We start from the raw sequence: 14,030 nt of genomic DNA on the forward strand, positions 1-14,030 counted from the left end.
CCTCAGGACAGTGACTGCGTGACCGGTGGTCGATGCGCCAGTCCGGTTCGGCAATTTGCGCTTAGCTGTAAGGGATGAACCAGGCGCGCAAAGACGCGCCGTGCGGTAGGAGCAACGCGTGCTCCCACCGAAAAAACGCGTCCCCGTGAGTCTGAGGTAACCGCAATGCTGACCCTGAATATCAATGGCAAGGACCAGGTGCTGGATGTCCCCGCGGACATGCCGCTGCTGTGGGTCCTGCGCGATGTCGCGCACCTTACTGGCACCAAATTCGGCTGTGGCATGGCTCAGTGCGGCGCCTGTACGGTGCACGTTGACGGCGCGCCGCTGCGCTCATGCATCACGCCCGCCACCGCCGTGGCCCATGGGCAGAAAATTCTCACCATCGAAGGGTTGTCCACCGACGGTTCGCATCCGGTCCAGCAAGCCTGGGCCGAGCTCGATGTGGTCCAGTGTGGTTATTGCCAGTCCGGTCAGATCATGTCGGCCGCCGCGCTGCTGGCGAAAATCCCCAAGCCCACTGACGCCGATATCGACCAGGCGCTGTCCGGCAATATCTGCCGCTGCGGTACCTATCCGCGCATTCGTGCGGCGGTGAAACGCGCTGCACAAATCGGTTGATGCCTCGGTGAGGGAGGGTGAGCAATGAACAGCTTCAATCCGTTATCGCGGCGTGGATTTCTCAAAGGCAGCGTCGTGTTGGGTGGCGGGCTGGTGGTGGCGTTCGTCATCCCCGGTGCCCACCGGTTCGCGACGGGCGCCGAGAACCAGGGGAACGTGTTTGCACCGAATGCTTTTCTGCGAATCGGCAATGACAACAGCGTCACGGTACTGCTCGGGCATTCGGAAATGGGCCAGGGCATCTGGACCGGCCTGACCATGCTGATCGCTGAGGAACTGGATGCCGATTGGTCGACAATCATCGTCGAACACTCTCCGGCCTCTGCTGCCGATTATGGCCTGGCCGGGTTTGGCGGGATGCAGATTACGGGTGGGTCAACGTCGACCTGGATGGAATTCGACCGTTACCGCCAGGCCGGCGCGGCTGCCCGGTTAATGCTGATCGACGCAGCAGCCGAACGTTTCGGCGTAGCGCCTTCGGCCATTCGTACCGAGTCCGGCGTGGTCATCTCAGGCGACAACCGCGCCACCTATGGCGAGCTGGCGGACGACGCCGGCAAGCTACCCGTGCCCGACCCTGCTTCGATCAAACTCAAAGAAGCCAAGGACTGGAAACTGATCGGCAAGCCCACTAAACGGCTGGACACGCCAGAGAAAATCACCGGGCGGGCCAGGTTCGGCATCGACGTGCAATTCGAAGGCCTGATGACGGCGATGGTCGCGCGTTCGCCGGTGTTCGGCGGCAGCGTCAAATCCTTCGAAGGCGCCGAGGCGCTGGCGATTCCGGGTGTGCACAAAGTGGTGCAGGTACCCAGCGGTGTCGCCGTCATCGCTGATCATTACTGGGCCGCGAAACTGGGCCGCGATGCACTCAAGGTCGATTGGGACCTGGGCCCGAACACCGGCCTCGACAGCCAAAAACTGTTGGAGAGTTTCCGCAAGCTCGCGGGCACCACAGGGCTGCCGGCCAGCACGGCCGGCGACGCCGAGGGCACGCTGGGCAAGGCGGCGAAAACGATCGACGTCGAATACAGCGTGCCTTACCTGGCCCACGCTCCGATGGAGCCGCTTAACTGCACCGTGAAAATCACCCAGGACAAATGCGAGATCTGGACGGGTACGCAGTTTCAGACACTGGATCAAATGATCGCCGGAAAAATCACCGGGCTGAAGCCTGAGCAGGTCATTATTCACACCGAATTTCTCGGCGGCGGGTTTGGTCGGCGAGCCAACCCGACCTCGGATTTCGTCGCGGAAGCGGTGGAGGTCGCCAAAGCCGCAGGTGGTCCGGTGAAAACCGTATGGTCGCGAGAAGACGACATACGTGGCGGCTACTACCGGTCGGCGTTTGTGCATCAGGCGCGTATCGGCATGGATGCTGGCGGGATGCCCATTGCGTGGAAGCATGTCATGGTCGGGCAATCGATCATGGCCGGTACGATGCTCGAAGAGGCGATGGTCAAGGGTGGCATCGACAAAACCTCGGTCGAAGGGGTGGCGGACAGTCCCTATCTCGAAGGTCTGGCGCATCATCAGGTCGAGCTGCATTCGCCGAAAACCGGCATCAACGTGTTGTGGTTGCGTTCGGTCGGACACAGTCATACGGCGTTCGTGATGGAGTCGCTGATCGACGAATTGGCCGAGGCGGCGGGCAAGGACCCGGTCGACTATCGACGCACTTTGCTCAAGGACCACCCACGGCATCTCGGCGTGCTCAACCTCGCCGTCGAAAAAGCCAACTGGACAGCGCCGCTGCCGGACGGCCATGCGCTGGGCGTGGCGGTGCATGAGTCGTTCGGCAGCTACGTCGCGCAAGTGGCCGAAGTGTCCCAGGACAACCTGGCGATCCGTGTGCATCGCGTGGTCTGTGCGGTGGACTGCGGGATTGCGGTCAACCCGCAAAGCATCGCGGCGCAGATGGAATCGTGCATCACCTTCGGCCTGGGGTTTGCGTTGCACAGCAAACTGACGTTCAAGGACGGCAAAGTGGTGCAGTCCAACTACCACGACTATCAAGTGCTGCGCCTGAACGAAATGCCCGTGGTCGAAGTGCACATCGTGCCCAGTACCGAAAAGCCCGGAGGCATTGGCGAGGCGGGGGTACCGCCCACGGCACCTGCGGTGGCCAATGCGGTATTCGCATTGACCGGGCAACGGCTGCGGGAACTGCCGCTGCAACTGTCGGGGGTGTGAGATGAGACGACATCTGGTACTGGGTGCGGTGATTCTGTTCGGCCTGGCAGCGTATGCCGAAGACCTGTTCGCCGACGATAAAGAAGCCTTGAAGGCGTTCGAGACGGTGCAGAAAGTCTTCCAGAGCCCCCGTTGCCAAAACTGCCACATTCCCGGCGATTCTCCACTGCAGTTCGACGCCGGCGTTCCCCACGCCATGAATGTGGTCCGTGGCATGGATGGCAAGGGCGCGGCGGGTTTGCCCTGTGCTACCTGCCATGCGGAAGCCAATCCGCCGGCCAGTTACGGTCCCAATGCACCGCCTGGAGCACCGCATTGGAGCCTGCCGCCAGCAGCGCACAAAATGGCCTGGATCGGACTTCCGGCAGACAAACTGTGCGCGATGATCAAGGACCGTTCCAGCAATGGCGATCGGGATTTTGCGGCGCTGATCAAACATGTCAGCGATGACAAGCTGGTGCTATGGGGCTGGAACCCTGGTGCAGGACGAGCGCCGGTACCGGTACCACACGACATTTTTGTCGCCCAGTTCAAGCTTTGGGCTGATGCAGGAGGGCCTTGCCCCGTCGAGGGGATCTGACCAGCGGTAGCAAAATAGTGAGTCATACCGGGAAAGGGGGTCTCTAATGTATATACCCTCCTGCGGAGTGACTGATGGTCGTTTCAGGAAAACCGGGTAAATCCGGTGCTCACACAGAGCTCTCATGCGAACGCAGTGTTCTCGAAAATGCAGTGCAAGATCGGGAACGGATGAGAGAGCTGGCACGTTCGTTCGAGCAACAGCTAACGGCGGTGCAAATGGCAAGCATGGACGAGTTGACCCTGCTGACGAACCTTCACGGGTTTCTGGTTCTGGCCCAGTTGTGGCTGGATGCCTGTCAGCAGCTGGAGAAACCGGCGACGTTGCTGCTATTCGACCTGACTTATTTCAACCAGATCAACGACGTGTACGGGCGTGGCGAGGGCGACAAAGCCCTGAAATCCTTTGCCGATGTTTTGCGTATCGCCTTTCGCGAAAGTGACGTGGTTGGACGCGTAGGCGGTGATGAGTTCGCGGTGCTGTTGGCCGGCTCGTCTGCGGTAGAAATCGCCGGTATCAGGGCGAGGGTTCAGGAAATGCTCGATGAGCGCCTTGCCACCGCGCACCCTGGTTACGACATTCGCTTCAGCATTGAACAAATCGAATTCGATCCTGAGACTCACGGCACTGTTGATGGCCTGATGGCCGCGATTGATCTTGCACGGCACCAGGGATCGGTCCGGTTTTAAGCGTCCTGCGTCTCTCACTCATTTGGCAAACAGCTGATCGATGTCCTTGAAGGCCTTGAACTCCAGTGCGTTACCGCAAGGATCGAACAGGAACATTGTGGCCTGCTCGCCCACCAACCCCTGAAATCGGATGCCGGGCTCGATCACGAAGCGCGTGCCCAGGGATTGCAAACGCTCGGCCAGGGCCTCCCATTCCGACATCCCCAATACCACGCCGAAATGCGGCACGGGCACGTTGTGGCCGTCGACGGCATTGGTGTGGGCGGCTTCCTGGGAAGCATTCATCGGCGCCAGATGGATCACAAGCTGATGGCCGAAGAAGTTGAAGTCGACCCAATGATCGCTGGAACGGCCTTCTTCCAGCCCGAACACGGCCGCGTAAAAATGGCGCGCGGCGGCGAGGTCGTAAACCGGGATGGCCAGGTGAAAAGGAGAAAGAGACATGCGCTGGATCTCGATAGAGTGAACGCTGAGTTTATCTCTGTGAATTGTGTTTGAAAGACGATAGTTTTTGCGCCGAGCATGAATTATTTCGATCAGTCGAGACGCCAATGTTACGAGAGCTGAAAACCTTCCTCGCTGTCGCGCGCTACGGCACCTTTGCCGCGGCGGGCATGCACATCGGCCTTACCCAGTCGGCGGTCAGCGCGCAGATTCGTAATCTCGAGCAGGCACTGGGTATTCGCCTGTTCGATCGCACGGGGCGCCAGGCACTGCTAAATGCGGCGGGGCTGCGCGCGTTGCCGATGGCCAGGGACATGCTCGACACGTTCAGCCGCATGGCGATCAGCGATGACGTGAGCGAATACCGGGGAGAGCTGAAAATCGGGGCGGTAGCGACGGCGCAAACCGGATTGCTGCCACAGGCATTACTGCGTTTACGGCAACAGGCGCCCCAGCTGGAACCGAAACTGGTGCCAGGGGTATCGCTGAACTTATTGAGTCAGGTGGACACGGGAGAAGTGGACCTGGCAATCCTGATCAAACCGCCGTTCGAACTGCCCAAGGAACTGTCGGCGCAGGTTATTCGGCGGGAGCCTTTTGTCCTGATTGTTCCGCTCGATCTGCCGGGAGATGACCCATTGCAGTTACTCACTGACCATCCCCATGTGCGCTATGACCGTAACTCGTTCGGCGGACGCCTGGTGACGCGCTTTTTGCGTGAGCAGCGGATCGACGTGCAGAGTGCTCTAGAGCTGGATGAGCTGGAGGCCATCGTGAAAATGGTCGAGTGCGGGCTGGGCGTTTCGTTGCTGCCTCGGGCCGGGCTGTGGCTGGAGTATGGCGCTAAGGTCAGGGTGATCCCGTTGGGCGAACTGACGTTTTATCGGGAGATGGTGTTGTTGCAGCGGTACAGCCATCGTATGCAGCCGATCCAGCAATTGTTTGCGCAGTGCCTGAGAGGCGAATCAGCCACCCTGCAGGAGTGAGCCAGCTCGCGATAGTGGCTTGCCAGGCGACATACATGCTGAATGACATACCGATATTGCGAGCAGGCTCGCCCACAAGGGAGTTGTGTTGTCCGGTAAATTGCAGGCGTAAAAAAACCCGCCAGAAGAGGCGGGTTTTTTCATTGGCGAGCTGAAGATTACTCTTCGAGGCTGCCCATGGCGGTGGTGTTGAAACCGCCGTCTACGTACATGATTTCGCCGCTGATGCCCGAAGCCAGGTCCGAGCACAGGAAGGCGCCCGCGTTGCCGACTTCGTCGATGGTGACGTTACGACGCAGCGGAGTTTGCGCTTCGTTGGCGGCCAGCATCTTGCGGAAGTTCTTGATGCCGGAAGCGGCGAGGGTGCGGATCGGGCCTGCCGAGACGCAGTTGACGCGGGTGCCGTCCGGGCCCAGGGAGCCGGCCAGGTAACGCACGCCAGCTTCCAGGGAAGCTTTGGCCATGCCCATGACGTTGTAGTTAGGCATGGTGCGCTCAGCGCCCAGGTACGACAGGGTCAGCAGGCTGCCGTTGCGGCCTTTCATCATTTCGCGACCGGCTTTGGCCAAGGCCACGAAGCTGTAGGCGCTGATGTCGTGAGCGATACGGAATCCTTCACGGGTGGTGGCTTCGGTGAAGTCGCCATCCAGCTGGTCGCCCGGTGCGAAGCCAACGGAGTGCACGATGCAATCCAGGCCGTCCCACTTCTTGCCCAATTCAACGAAGACCTTGGCGATTTCTTCATCGCTGGCCACGTCGCACGGGAAGCACAGGTCCGGGTTCGAACCCCAGCTTTGTGCGAACTCTTCGACACGACCCTTGAGTTTGTCGTTCTGATAAGTGAAGGCAAGCTCAGCGCCCTCGCGATGCATGGCGGCAGCGATGCCGGATGCGATGGACAGCTTGCTGGCGACACCGACGATCAGTACGCGCTTACCGGCGAGAAAACCCATGTGTTGCTCCTCTCTTTCAGGTTATTGCGCAGTGGCTGGTGCCAGGAAAGCGGCTTCCAGCAACTGCTGTGTATACGGATGTTGGGGGGCGGCAAAGATACTTTGCGCGTCTCCCTGTTCGACCACTTGGCCATGCTTGACCACCATCAGCTGGTGGCTCAGCGCTTTGACGACAGCCAGGTCATGGCTGATAAACAGATACGTCAGGTTGTACTTGGTTTGCAGTGAACGCAGTAGCTCCACCACTTGGCGTTGCACTGTCCGGTCGAGCGCCGAGGTTGGCTCGTCCAGCAGAATCAGCGCCGGTTTTAACACTAATGCCCGGGCAATGGCGATTCTCTGCCGCTGTCCACCGGAAAATTCGTGGGGGTAGCGGTTCCGGGTTTCCGGGTCCAGGCCTACCTCCTTGAGTGCTGCAATAATCGCTTGCTCCTGTTCAGCCTCGGTGCCCATCTTGTGGATCCGCAGGCCTTCGCCGATGATCTGGCTTACGCACATCCGAGGACTCAAGCTGCCGAACGGGTCCTGAAACACCACCTGCATCTCCCGCCGTAGCGGTCGAACCTGTTGCTGCGTCAGGCAGTCTAGCTGCTTGCCTTCAAAACGGATCGCACCTTTGCTGCCGATCAACCGCAAAATCGCCAGACCCAGTGTCGACTTGCCGGAACCGCTTTCCCCCACAATTCCCAAGGTCTGGCCTTGAGGCAGGCTGAAGTTGATTCCGTCCACCGCCTTGATGTGATCGACCGTCTTTTTCAGCAAGCCTTTCTTGATCGGAAACCAGACTTTCAAGTCCTCGACCTGCAGCAATGGCGGGCCGATAACATTGGTCGCCGGCTTGCCGCTGGGCTCCGCTGCCAGCAGTTCCCGAGTGTACGGATGCTGCGGCGCGCGGAACAACTCTTCGCAGGATGCCTGTTCGACGATGCAACCGCGCTGCATGACACATACTCGATGCGCAATTCTTCGCACCAGGTTCAAATCGTGACTGATCAGTAGCAACGCCATGCCCAGGCGCGCCTGCAATTCCTTGAGCAATTCGAGGATTTTCAGCTGAACGGTCACGTCCAGTGCAGTGGTCGGTTCATCGGCGATCAGCAGTTCCGGCTCATTGGCCAGGGCCATGGCGATCATCACGCGCTGCCGCTGCCCGCCTGACAATTCATGGGGCAACGCCTTGAGGCGCTTGTGCGGTTCTGGAATACCGACCATTTCCAGCAATTCTAGGGTTCGTTTCGTCGCGATTTTACCGACCAGGCCTTTGTGGATGCCCAGCACCTCGTTGATCTGCTTCTCGATCGAGTGCAGCGGATTGAGCGAGGTCATCGGCTCCTGGAAGATCATCGCGATCCGGTTACCGCGGATATGCCGGATGGTTTTTTCTTTCAGGCTCAGCAGGTCCTGTCCCGAATACTCGATGGTCCCGGAGGGATGCCGGGCAAGCGGGTAGGGCAGCAACCGCAGGATGGAGTGGGCCGTCACGGATTTTCCGGAGCCGCTTTCACCCACCAGTGCCAGGGTTTCACCGCGCTTGATATCGAAACTGACACCTTCAACCACGCGCTGACAGCGCTCTCCTACGACAAACTCGACGGAGAGGTCGCGTACTTCGATCAGATTGTCCTGATTCATTTCACTTCCTCGGGTCGAAGGCATCGCGAGCGGACTCACCGATAAATACCAGCAGACTTAGCATCAACGCCAGTACGGCAAAGGCACTCATGCCTAGCCACGGCGCTTGCAGGTTGGATTTGCCCTGTGCCACCAGCTCCCCCAGTGACGGGCTGCCGGCCGGCAAACCGAAGCCGAGGAAATCCAGTGCGGTCAAGGTGCCGATGGCGCCGGTCAGAATAAAGGGCATGAACGTCATGGTCGACACCATGGCATTGGGCAAGATGTGGCGGAACATGATCGCACCGTTCTGCATCCCCAGGGCACGGGCTGCGCGGACGTACTCAAGGTTGCGGCCGCGCAGGAATTCGGCGCGTACCACGTCGACCAGGCTCATCCAGGAGAACAGCAGCATGATCCCCAGCAGCCACCAGAAGTTCGGCTGGACGAAGCTGGCGAGGATGATCAACAGGTACAGCACCGGCAGCCCGGACCAGATCTCCAGAAAGCGCTGACCGGCCAGGTCGACCCAACCGCCATAGAACCCCTGCAAGGCGCCGGCGATCACACCGATGATCGAGCTGAGGACGGTCAGCGTCAGGGCAAACAGCACCGAAATCCGGAAGCCGTAAATCACCCGGGCCAACACGTCGCGGCCCTGATCATCAGTGCCCAGCAGGTTGTCGGCCGACGGCGGCGCCGGAGCTGGCACCTTCAGGTCGTAGTTGATGCTCTGGTAGCTATAGGGGATCGGCGCCCACAGCACCCAGGCGTCCTTGGCCTTGAGCAGTTCGCGGATGTAGGGACTTTTATAGTTTGCTTCCAGCGGAAATTCGCCGCCGAAGGTCGTCTCCGGGTAGCGCTTGAGCGCCGGGAAATACCAGCCGTTGTCGTAGTGCACCACCAGCGGTTTGTCGTTGGCGATGAGTTCAGCACCAAGGCTCAGGCCGAACAGCACCAGAAAGAGCCAGAGTGACCACCAGCCACGCTTGTTGGCTTTGAAGAGTTCGAAACGTCGTCGATTGAGCGGGGAAAGATTCATCTGAATGCTCCCGGCTTTCGAAGTCGATGCGCGGATCGACAAAGGTGTACGTGAGGTCGCCGATCAATTTCACCACCAACCCCAACAGGGTAAAGATGAACAGCGTGCCAAACACCACCGGGTAATCGCGGTTGATCGCCGCTTCAAAACTCATCAGCCCGAGACCGTCGAGCGAGAAGATGACTTCCACCAGCAATGAGCCGGTGAAGAAAATCCCGATGAACGCCGACGGGAAGCCGGCGATCACCAGCAGCATCGCGTTACGGAACACGTGACCGTAAAGCACGCGATGGTTCGTCAGGCCCTTGGCTTTGGCCGTGACCACGTATTGCTTGTTGATTTCATCGAGGAAGCTGTTCTTGGTCAGCAAGGTCATGGTCGCAAAGTTACCGATCACCAGGGCCGTCACCGGCAGCGCGAGGTGCCAGAAGTAGTCGAGAATCTTGCCGCCCATGCTCAGTTCGTCGAAGTTGTTCGAGGTCAGGCCCCTGAGCGGGAACCAGTCGAAGTAACTGCCGCCGGCGAACAATACGATCAGCAGGATGGCAAACAGGAACGCCGGAATCGCGTAGCCGACGATGATCAACGAGCTGGTCCAGACGTCGAAATGGCTGCCGTGTCGAGTGGCCTTGGCGATCCCCAGCGGGATCGACACCAGGTACATGATCAGCGTGCTCCAGAGGCCCAGGGAAATCGACACCGGCATCTTTTCCTTGATCAGGTCGATGACCTTGGCGTCCCGGAAGAAGCTGTCGCCGAAATCCAGCGTGGCGTAGTTCTTGATCATGATCCACAAGCGTTCCGGCGCCGATTTGTCGAAGCCGTACATGTGCTCGATTTCCTTGACCAGCGCCGGGTCCAGGCCTTGGGCACCGCGGTAGGCCGAGCCGGCGACCGACACTTCCGCACCACCGCCGGCGATGCGGCTGGTGGCGCCTTCAAAGCCTTCGAGCTTGGCGATCATCTGCTCTACAGGGCCACCCGGTGCAGCCTGAATGATGACGAAGTTGATCAGCAAAATGCCGAGCAACGTCGGAATGATCAGCAGCAGTCGCCGAAAAATATACGCCAGCATCTGATTACTCCGTGCCCGCAGCGTCGGTTTGCAGTTTGGTTTCGATCTCTATCGCCGGTTTCGCGTCGGGCTTGATCCACCAGGTGTTGATGCCGACATCGTACGTGGGTGAGATTTTCGGATGGCCTATATGGTTCCAGTAAGCCACGCGCCACGTCTTGATGTGCCAGTTGGGGATCACGTAGTAGCCCCATTGCAGCACGCGGTCCAGCGCGCGGGCGTGAGCCACCAGGCTGTTGCGCGAATCGGAATTGATCAACTGCTCGACCAACTGGTCCACCACCGGGTCCTTGAGGCCCATGGAATTGCGGCTGCCGGGCTTGTCGGCGGCGGCCGACATCCAGAATTCGCGCTGTTCGTTACCCGGCGAGTTGGACTGCGGGAAGCCGCCAACGATCATGTCGAAGTCCCGGGAGCGCACGCGGTTGATGTATTGGGAGACGTCGACCCGACGGATCACCAGATCGATACCGAGGTCGCTGAGGTTGCGCTTGAATGGCAGCAGCACGCGCTCGAATTCGGTCTGGGCCAGCAGGAATTCAATGGTCACCGGTTTACCCGTGGCGTCGACCATCATGTCGTCGACGATTCTCCAGCCGGCCTCCTGCAGCAGTTGATAGGCCTTGCGTTGCTGGGCGCGGATCATGCCGCTGGCATCAGTCACCGGGTTCTGGAACGCCTCGCTGAATACCTGGTCGGGGATCTTGCCGCGGAACGGATCGAGGATTGCCAGCTGATCGGCGTCCGGCAGGCCCGTGGCGGCCATCTCCGAATTTTCGAAGTAGCTGCGGGTGCGCGCATAAGCGCCGTTGAACAGTTGCTTGTTGGTCCATTCAAAGTCCAGCAACAGCGTCAGGGCCTGGCGCACGCGCACGTCCTGAAATACCGGGCGGCGCAGGTTGAACACGAAGCCCTGCATGCCGGTGGGGTTGCCGTTGGGGATCTGTTCCTTGATCAATCGACCTTCGGTGACCGCCGGGATGTTGTAGGCGTTGGCCCAGTTTTTCGCGGTCATCTCCAGCCAGTAATCGAACTGCCCGGCCTTGAGGGCTTCAAGGGCCACGGTGTTGTCGCGGTAGTAATCGGTGGTCATGACGTCGAAGTTATAGAAACCACGGTTGACCGGCAGGTCCTTGCCCCAGTAATCCTTGACCCGTTCATAACGCACCGAGCGTCCGGCCTTCACTTGGCTGACTTTGTAGGGACCGCTGCCCAACGGCAGTTCCAGGTTGCCCTTGTTGAAATCCCGGGTGGCCCACCAATGCTTGGGCAGGACCGGCAATTGGCCGAGGATCAACGGAAGTTCGCGGTTATTGCTGTGCTTGAATTTGAACAGCACCGTCAGCGGGTCTTCGGCGACCACTTCCGCGACGTCGCTGTAGTAGCCGCGATAGAGTGGCGCACCTTCTTTGGTCAGCATGTCATAGCTGAATACCACGTCTTCGGCGCGAATCGGGTGACCGTCGTGGAATCGTGCTTCCGGGCGCAGGTAGAAACGCACCCAGCTGTTGTCCGGGGCTTTTTCGATTTTGCCGGCGACCAGGCCGTATTCGGTAAACGGTTCATCCAGCCCCTGTTTGGCCAGGGTGTCGTAGATGATGCCGATGTCATCGGCCGGGACACCTTTGCTGATGAACGGATTAAGGCTGTCGAAGCCGCCAAATCCCGCCTGCCGAAAAATCCCGCCTTTCGGGGCGTCCGGGTTCACGTAATCGAAATGCTTGAAGTCAGCGGGGTATTTCGGCGGCTCGTTGTACAAGGTCAGGGCGTGTTGCGGGGCGGCGCAGGCCAGTCCGGCAAACAACAGACCGCTGGCCTGCAAGAGCAAGGCACGTACGGGTTTCATCGATCCTTCTCCGAAGATTTCAGCCACCACGCGCTCAGGCCCAGGGTGTAGGGCGGCGTGGTAACAAAGGCGAACCGGTTGCGGTAGGCCAGGCGGTGATAATTGAGGTACCAGTTGGGAATGATGTAGTGCTGCCACAACAGCACCCGGTCCAGGGCTTTGCCGGCGGCTACTTGTTCGTCTCGGGTCTGGGCCGCGAGTAATTGCTCAAGCAGATGGTCGACAACGGGGTTGGCAATCCCCGCGTAGTTTTTACTGCCCTTGACCCCGACCTGGCTCGAATGGAAGTACTGCCATTGCTCCAGGCCCGGGCTCAGTGTCTGATTGAGGGTTATCAGGATCATGTCGAAATCGAACTGATCCAGGCGTTGTTTGTACTGGGCGCGATCAACCGTGCGTAGCCGGGCATCGATGCCGATGCTGGCGAGGTTTTCGACATAGGGTTGAAGAATGCGTTCCAGGTTGGGGTTGACCAGCAAAATCTCCAGCCGCAGCGGTTGGCCGGCAGCGTTCTGCACGCGTTGGCCATTGAGTTTCCAGCCCGCTTCAGCGAGCAGGCTCAACGCCCTGCGCAACGTGTCCCGCGGGATACCGCGGCCATCGGTCTGGGGCAGGCTGAAGGGCTCGGTGAAGAGTCTTGCCGGCAACTGGTCACGGTAGGGCTTGAGCATCAACCATTCATGGCCGACCGGCAGGCCGGTGGCGGAAAACTCGCTGTTGGGGTAGTAGCTCATGGCGCGCTTGTAGGCGCCGCTGAACAACGTGCGATTGGTCCATTCGAAGTCGAACATCAGCCCCAATGCTTCGCGGACCTTGGGGTCATTGAGCGTTGCCCGACGGGTGTTCATGAACAGGCCCTGACTTTGGGTCGGGATCTGGTGCGGGATCTGTGCCTTGATCACGTCGCCCCGGGTGACGGCCGGGAAGCGGTAGCCGTTTGCCCAGTTTTTCGCCTGGTGTTCGATGTAGATGTCGAATTCACCGGCCTTGAAGGCTTCGAAGGCGACGTCGCTGTCGCGGTAGAACTCGACCTCCATGCGATCGACGTTGTATTTGCCGCGATTGACCGGCAGGTCCTTGCCCCAGTAATCCTTGACCCGCTCGAATATAAGCTGGCGCCCCGGAGTGACCGAGGTGATGCGATAAGGTCCGCTGCCCAGCGGGGGTTCGAAGGTGGTGGCCTTGAAATCACGATCTTTCCAGTAGTGCTGTGGCAGCACTGGTAACTCGCCCAGGCGCAGGATCAGCAAAGGATTGCCGGCGCGCTTGAAGACGAACCGGATGCGATGCGGGTTGAGGATGTCGACCCGCAACACTTCCTGGAGATTGGTGCGGTACTGCGGATGCCCTTCCTTGAGTAGCAGCCGGTAGGAAAACGCGACGTCGTACGCGGTGATCGGTGAGCCGTCGTGAAAGCGTGCTTCAGGGCGCAGGTTGAACACCACCCAGCTGCGGTCTTCGCTGTATTCCACCGTTTGGGCGATCAAGCCGTAACTGGAGGTTGGTTCGTCACCGGAGGGCGCGTACTGACCGGTGCCGACCATTAGCGGCTCGTTGAGCTCGTTGATGCCATATTGTGGGAAGTTCGGCGTGGAAACCGGGCTTGAGCCCTTGAAGGTGTAGGGGTTGAGCGTATCGAAGGTGCCAAACGCCATCACCCGCAACGTACCGCCTTTCGGCGCTTGCGGGTTGACCCAATCGAAGTGGGTAAATCTGGCCGGGTACTTGAGCGTGCCGAACTGCGCATAACCATGGCTTTCGCTGATCGTCGCGCTTGCGGTGGAGCTCAAGGCCAGGCTGATCAGGAGCAGGAGGAGGGGACGCTTCAAGTCAGAGATCCGATCCAGGCGGCTTGGGCTTTGTGGTCCGTACAGTAACAGCTTGTATGGGCAGGAAAAAGACGGAGATTAATGACGCCTTAATTCATGCAGCGAGACCTGTAATTGGATGGACTCGCCCAAGCCGAGGCGTCAATGCGCCACGGTGGCAG

At 59.6% G+C, this 14,030-nt stretch carries 11 protein-coding genes and 1 pseudogene; 5 read left to right on the forward strand and 7 right to left on the reverse strand.

Annotated features, from left to right (window positions below; genetic code table 11):
- Window positions 1-165: 165 nt before the first annotated feature.
- The 4 genes from AC3ZVB_RS17335 (at window position 166) to AC3ZVB_RS17350 (ending at window position 4,083) form a co-directional block, all read left to right on the forward strand.
- Window positions 166-621, forward strand: a complete 456-nt coding sequence (locus AC3ZVB_RS17335; RefSeq protein WP_490147254.1) for a (2Fe-2S)-binding protein — start codon at window positions 166-168, stop codon at window positions 619-621.
- 24 nt (window positions 622-645) lie between these two features.
- Entirely contained in the window at window positions 646-2,814 is a 2,169-nt protein-coding gene (locus AC3ZVB_RS17340) for a xanthine dehydrogenase family protein molybdopterin-binding subunit (protein WP_490147255.1), read from the forward strand.
- 1 nt (window position 2,815) lies between these two features.
- Window positions 2,816-3,394: a hypothetical protein gene (locus tag AC3ZVB_RS17345; RefSeq protein ID WP_162436791.1), complete on the forward strand. Its 579-nt coding sequence runs from the start codon at window positions 2,816-2,818 to the stop codon at window positions 3,392-3,394.
- A gap of 74 nt (window positions 3,395-3,468) precedes the next feature.
- Entirely contained in the window at window positions 3,469-4,083 is a 615-nt protein-coding gene (locus AC3ZVB_RS17350; RefSeq protein ID WP_194693268.1) for a GGDEF domain-containing protein, read from the forward strand.
- An 18-nt stretch (window positions 4,084-4,101) separates the two neighbouring features.
- Here AC3ZVB_RS17350 and AC3ZVB_RS17355 read toward each other — a convergent pair whose 3' ends face one another.
- Window positions 4,102-4,527, reverse strand: coding sequence for a VOC family protein (locus AC3ZVB_RS17355; RefSeq protein ID WP_490147256.1), 426 nt, complete (start codon window positions 4,525-4,527; stop codon window positions 4,102-4,104).
- A gap of 107 nt (window positions 4,528-4,634) precedes the next feature.
- Here AC3ZVB_RS17355 and AC3ZVB_RS17360 point away from each other — a divergent pair, with 107 nt between their 5' ends.
- A complete protein-coding gene (locus AC3ZVB_RS17360) occupies window positions 4,635-5,513 on the forward strand; it encodes a LysR family transcriptional regulator (protein WP_490147257.1) in 879 nt (292 codons plus the stop codon).
- Between the two features lie 158 nt (window positions 5,514-5,671).
- Here AC3ZVB_RS17360 and fabI read toward each other — a convergent pair whose 3' ends face one another.
- From fabI to AC3ZVB_RS17390, 6 genes and pseudogenes are all read right to left on the reverse strand, one after another.
- Window positions 5,672-6,466 (reverse strand): enoyl-ACP reductase FabI, encoded by a 795-nt coding sequence (gene fabI, locus AC3ZVB_RS17365; protein WP_008152082.1) that lies wholly within the window; start codon window positions 6,464-6,466, stop codon window positions 5,672-5,674.
- 21 nt (window positions 6,467-6,487) lie between these two features.
- The gene (locus tag AC3ZVB_RS17370; protein WP_490147258.1) at window positions 6,488-8,098 is read right to left on the reverse strand and encodes an ABC transporter ATP-binding protein; all 1,611 of its coding nucleotides are present in this window, start codon (window positions 8,096-8,098) and stop codon (window positions 6,488-6,490) included.
- A 1-nt stretch (window position 8,099) separates the two neighbouring features.
- The gene (locus tag AC3ZVB_RS17375) at window positions 8,100-9,119 is read right to left on the reverse strand and encodes an ABC transporter permease (RefSeq protein ID WP_490147259.1); all 1,020 of its coding nucleotides are present in this window, start codon (window positions 9,117-9,119) and stop codon (window positions 8,100-8,102) included.
- Window positions 9,120-9,126: 7 nt separating this feature from the next.
- Window positions 9,127-10,194, reverse strand: a pseudogene (locus AC3ZVB_RS17380) (microcin C ABC transporter permease YejB); the annotation flags it as partial.
- Window positions 10,195-10,198: 4 nt separating this feature from the next.
- Complete coding sequence (locus tag AC3ZVB_RS17385; RefSeq protein WP_490147260.1) at window positions 10,199-12,040, reverse strand: extracellular solute-binding protein; 1,842 nt, start codon at window positions 12,038-12,040, stop codon at window positions 10,199-10,201.
- A complete protein-coding gene (locus AC3ZVB_RS17390) occupies window positions 12,037-13,851 on the reverse strand; it encodes an extracellular solute-binding protein (protein WP_490147262.1) in 1,815 nt (604 codons plus the stop codon). The genes AC3ZVB_RS17385 and AC3ZVB_RS17390 overlap by 4 nt, the downstream gene beginning before the upstream one ends.
- Between the last annotated feature and the right edge of the window lie 179 nt (window positions 13,852-14,030).

Source organism: Pseudomonas sp. MDV22-iso1 (genome assembly GCF_058145095.1).

Coding starts and splice junctions, on each gene's coding strand:
- AC3ZVB_RS17335 (WP_490147254.1), top strand. CDS start 166: ATGCTGACCCTGAATATCAATGGCAAGGACCAGGTGCTGGATGTCCCC.
- AC3ZVB_RS17340 (WP_490147255.1), top strand. CDS start 646: ATGAACAGCTTCAATCCGTTATCGCGGCGTGGATTTCTCAAAGGCAGC.
- AC3ZVB_RS17345 (WP_162436791.1), top strand. CDS start 2,816: ATGAGACGACATCTGGTACTGGGTGCGGTGATTCTGTTCGGCCTGGCA.
- AC3ZVB_RS17350 (WP_194693268.1), top strand. CDS start 3,469: ATGGTCGTTTCAGGAAAACCGGGTAAATCCGGTGCTCACACAGAGCTC.
- AC3ZVB_RS17355 (WP_490147256.1), bottom strand. CDS start 4,527: ATGTCTCTTTCTCCTTTTCACCTGGCCATCCCGGTTTACGACCTCGCC.
- AC3ZVB_RS17360 (WP_490147257.1), top strand. CDS start 4,635: ATGTTACGAGAGCTGAAAACCTTCCTCGCTGTCGCGCGCTACGGCACC.
- fabI (WP_008152082.1), bottom strand. CDS start 6,466: ATGGGTTTTCTCGCCGGTAAGCGCGTACTGATCGTCGGTGTCGCCAGC.
- AC3ZVB_RS17370 (WP_490147258.1), bottom strand. CDS start 8,098: ATGAATCAGGACAATCTGATCGAAGTACGCGACCTCTCCGTCGAGTTT.
- AC3ZVB_RS17375 (WP_490147259.1), bottom strand. CDS start 9,119: ATGAATCTTTCCCCGCTCAATCGACGACGTTTCGAACTCTTCAAAGCC.
- AC3ZVB_RS17385 (WP_490147260.1), bottom strand. CDS start 12,040: ATGAAACCCGTACGTGCCTTGCTCTTGCAGGCCAGCGGTCTGTTGTTT.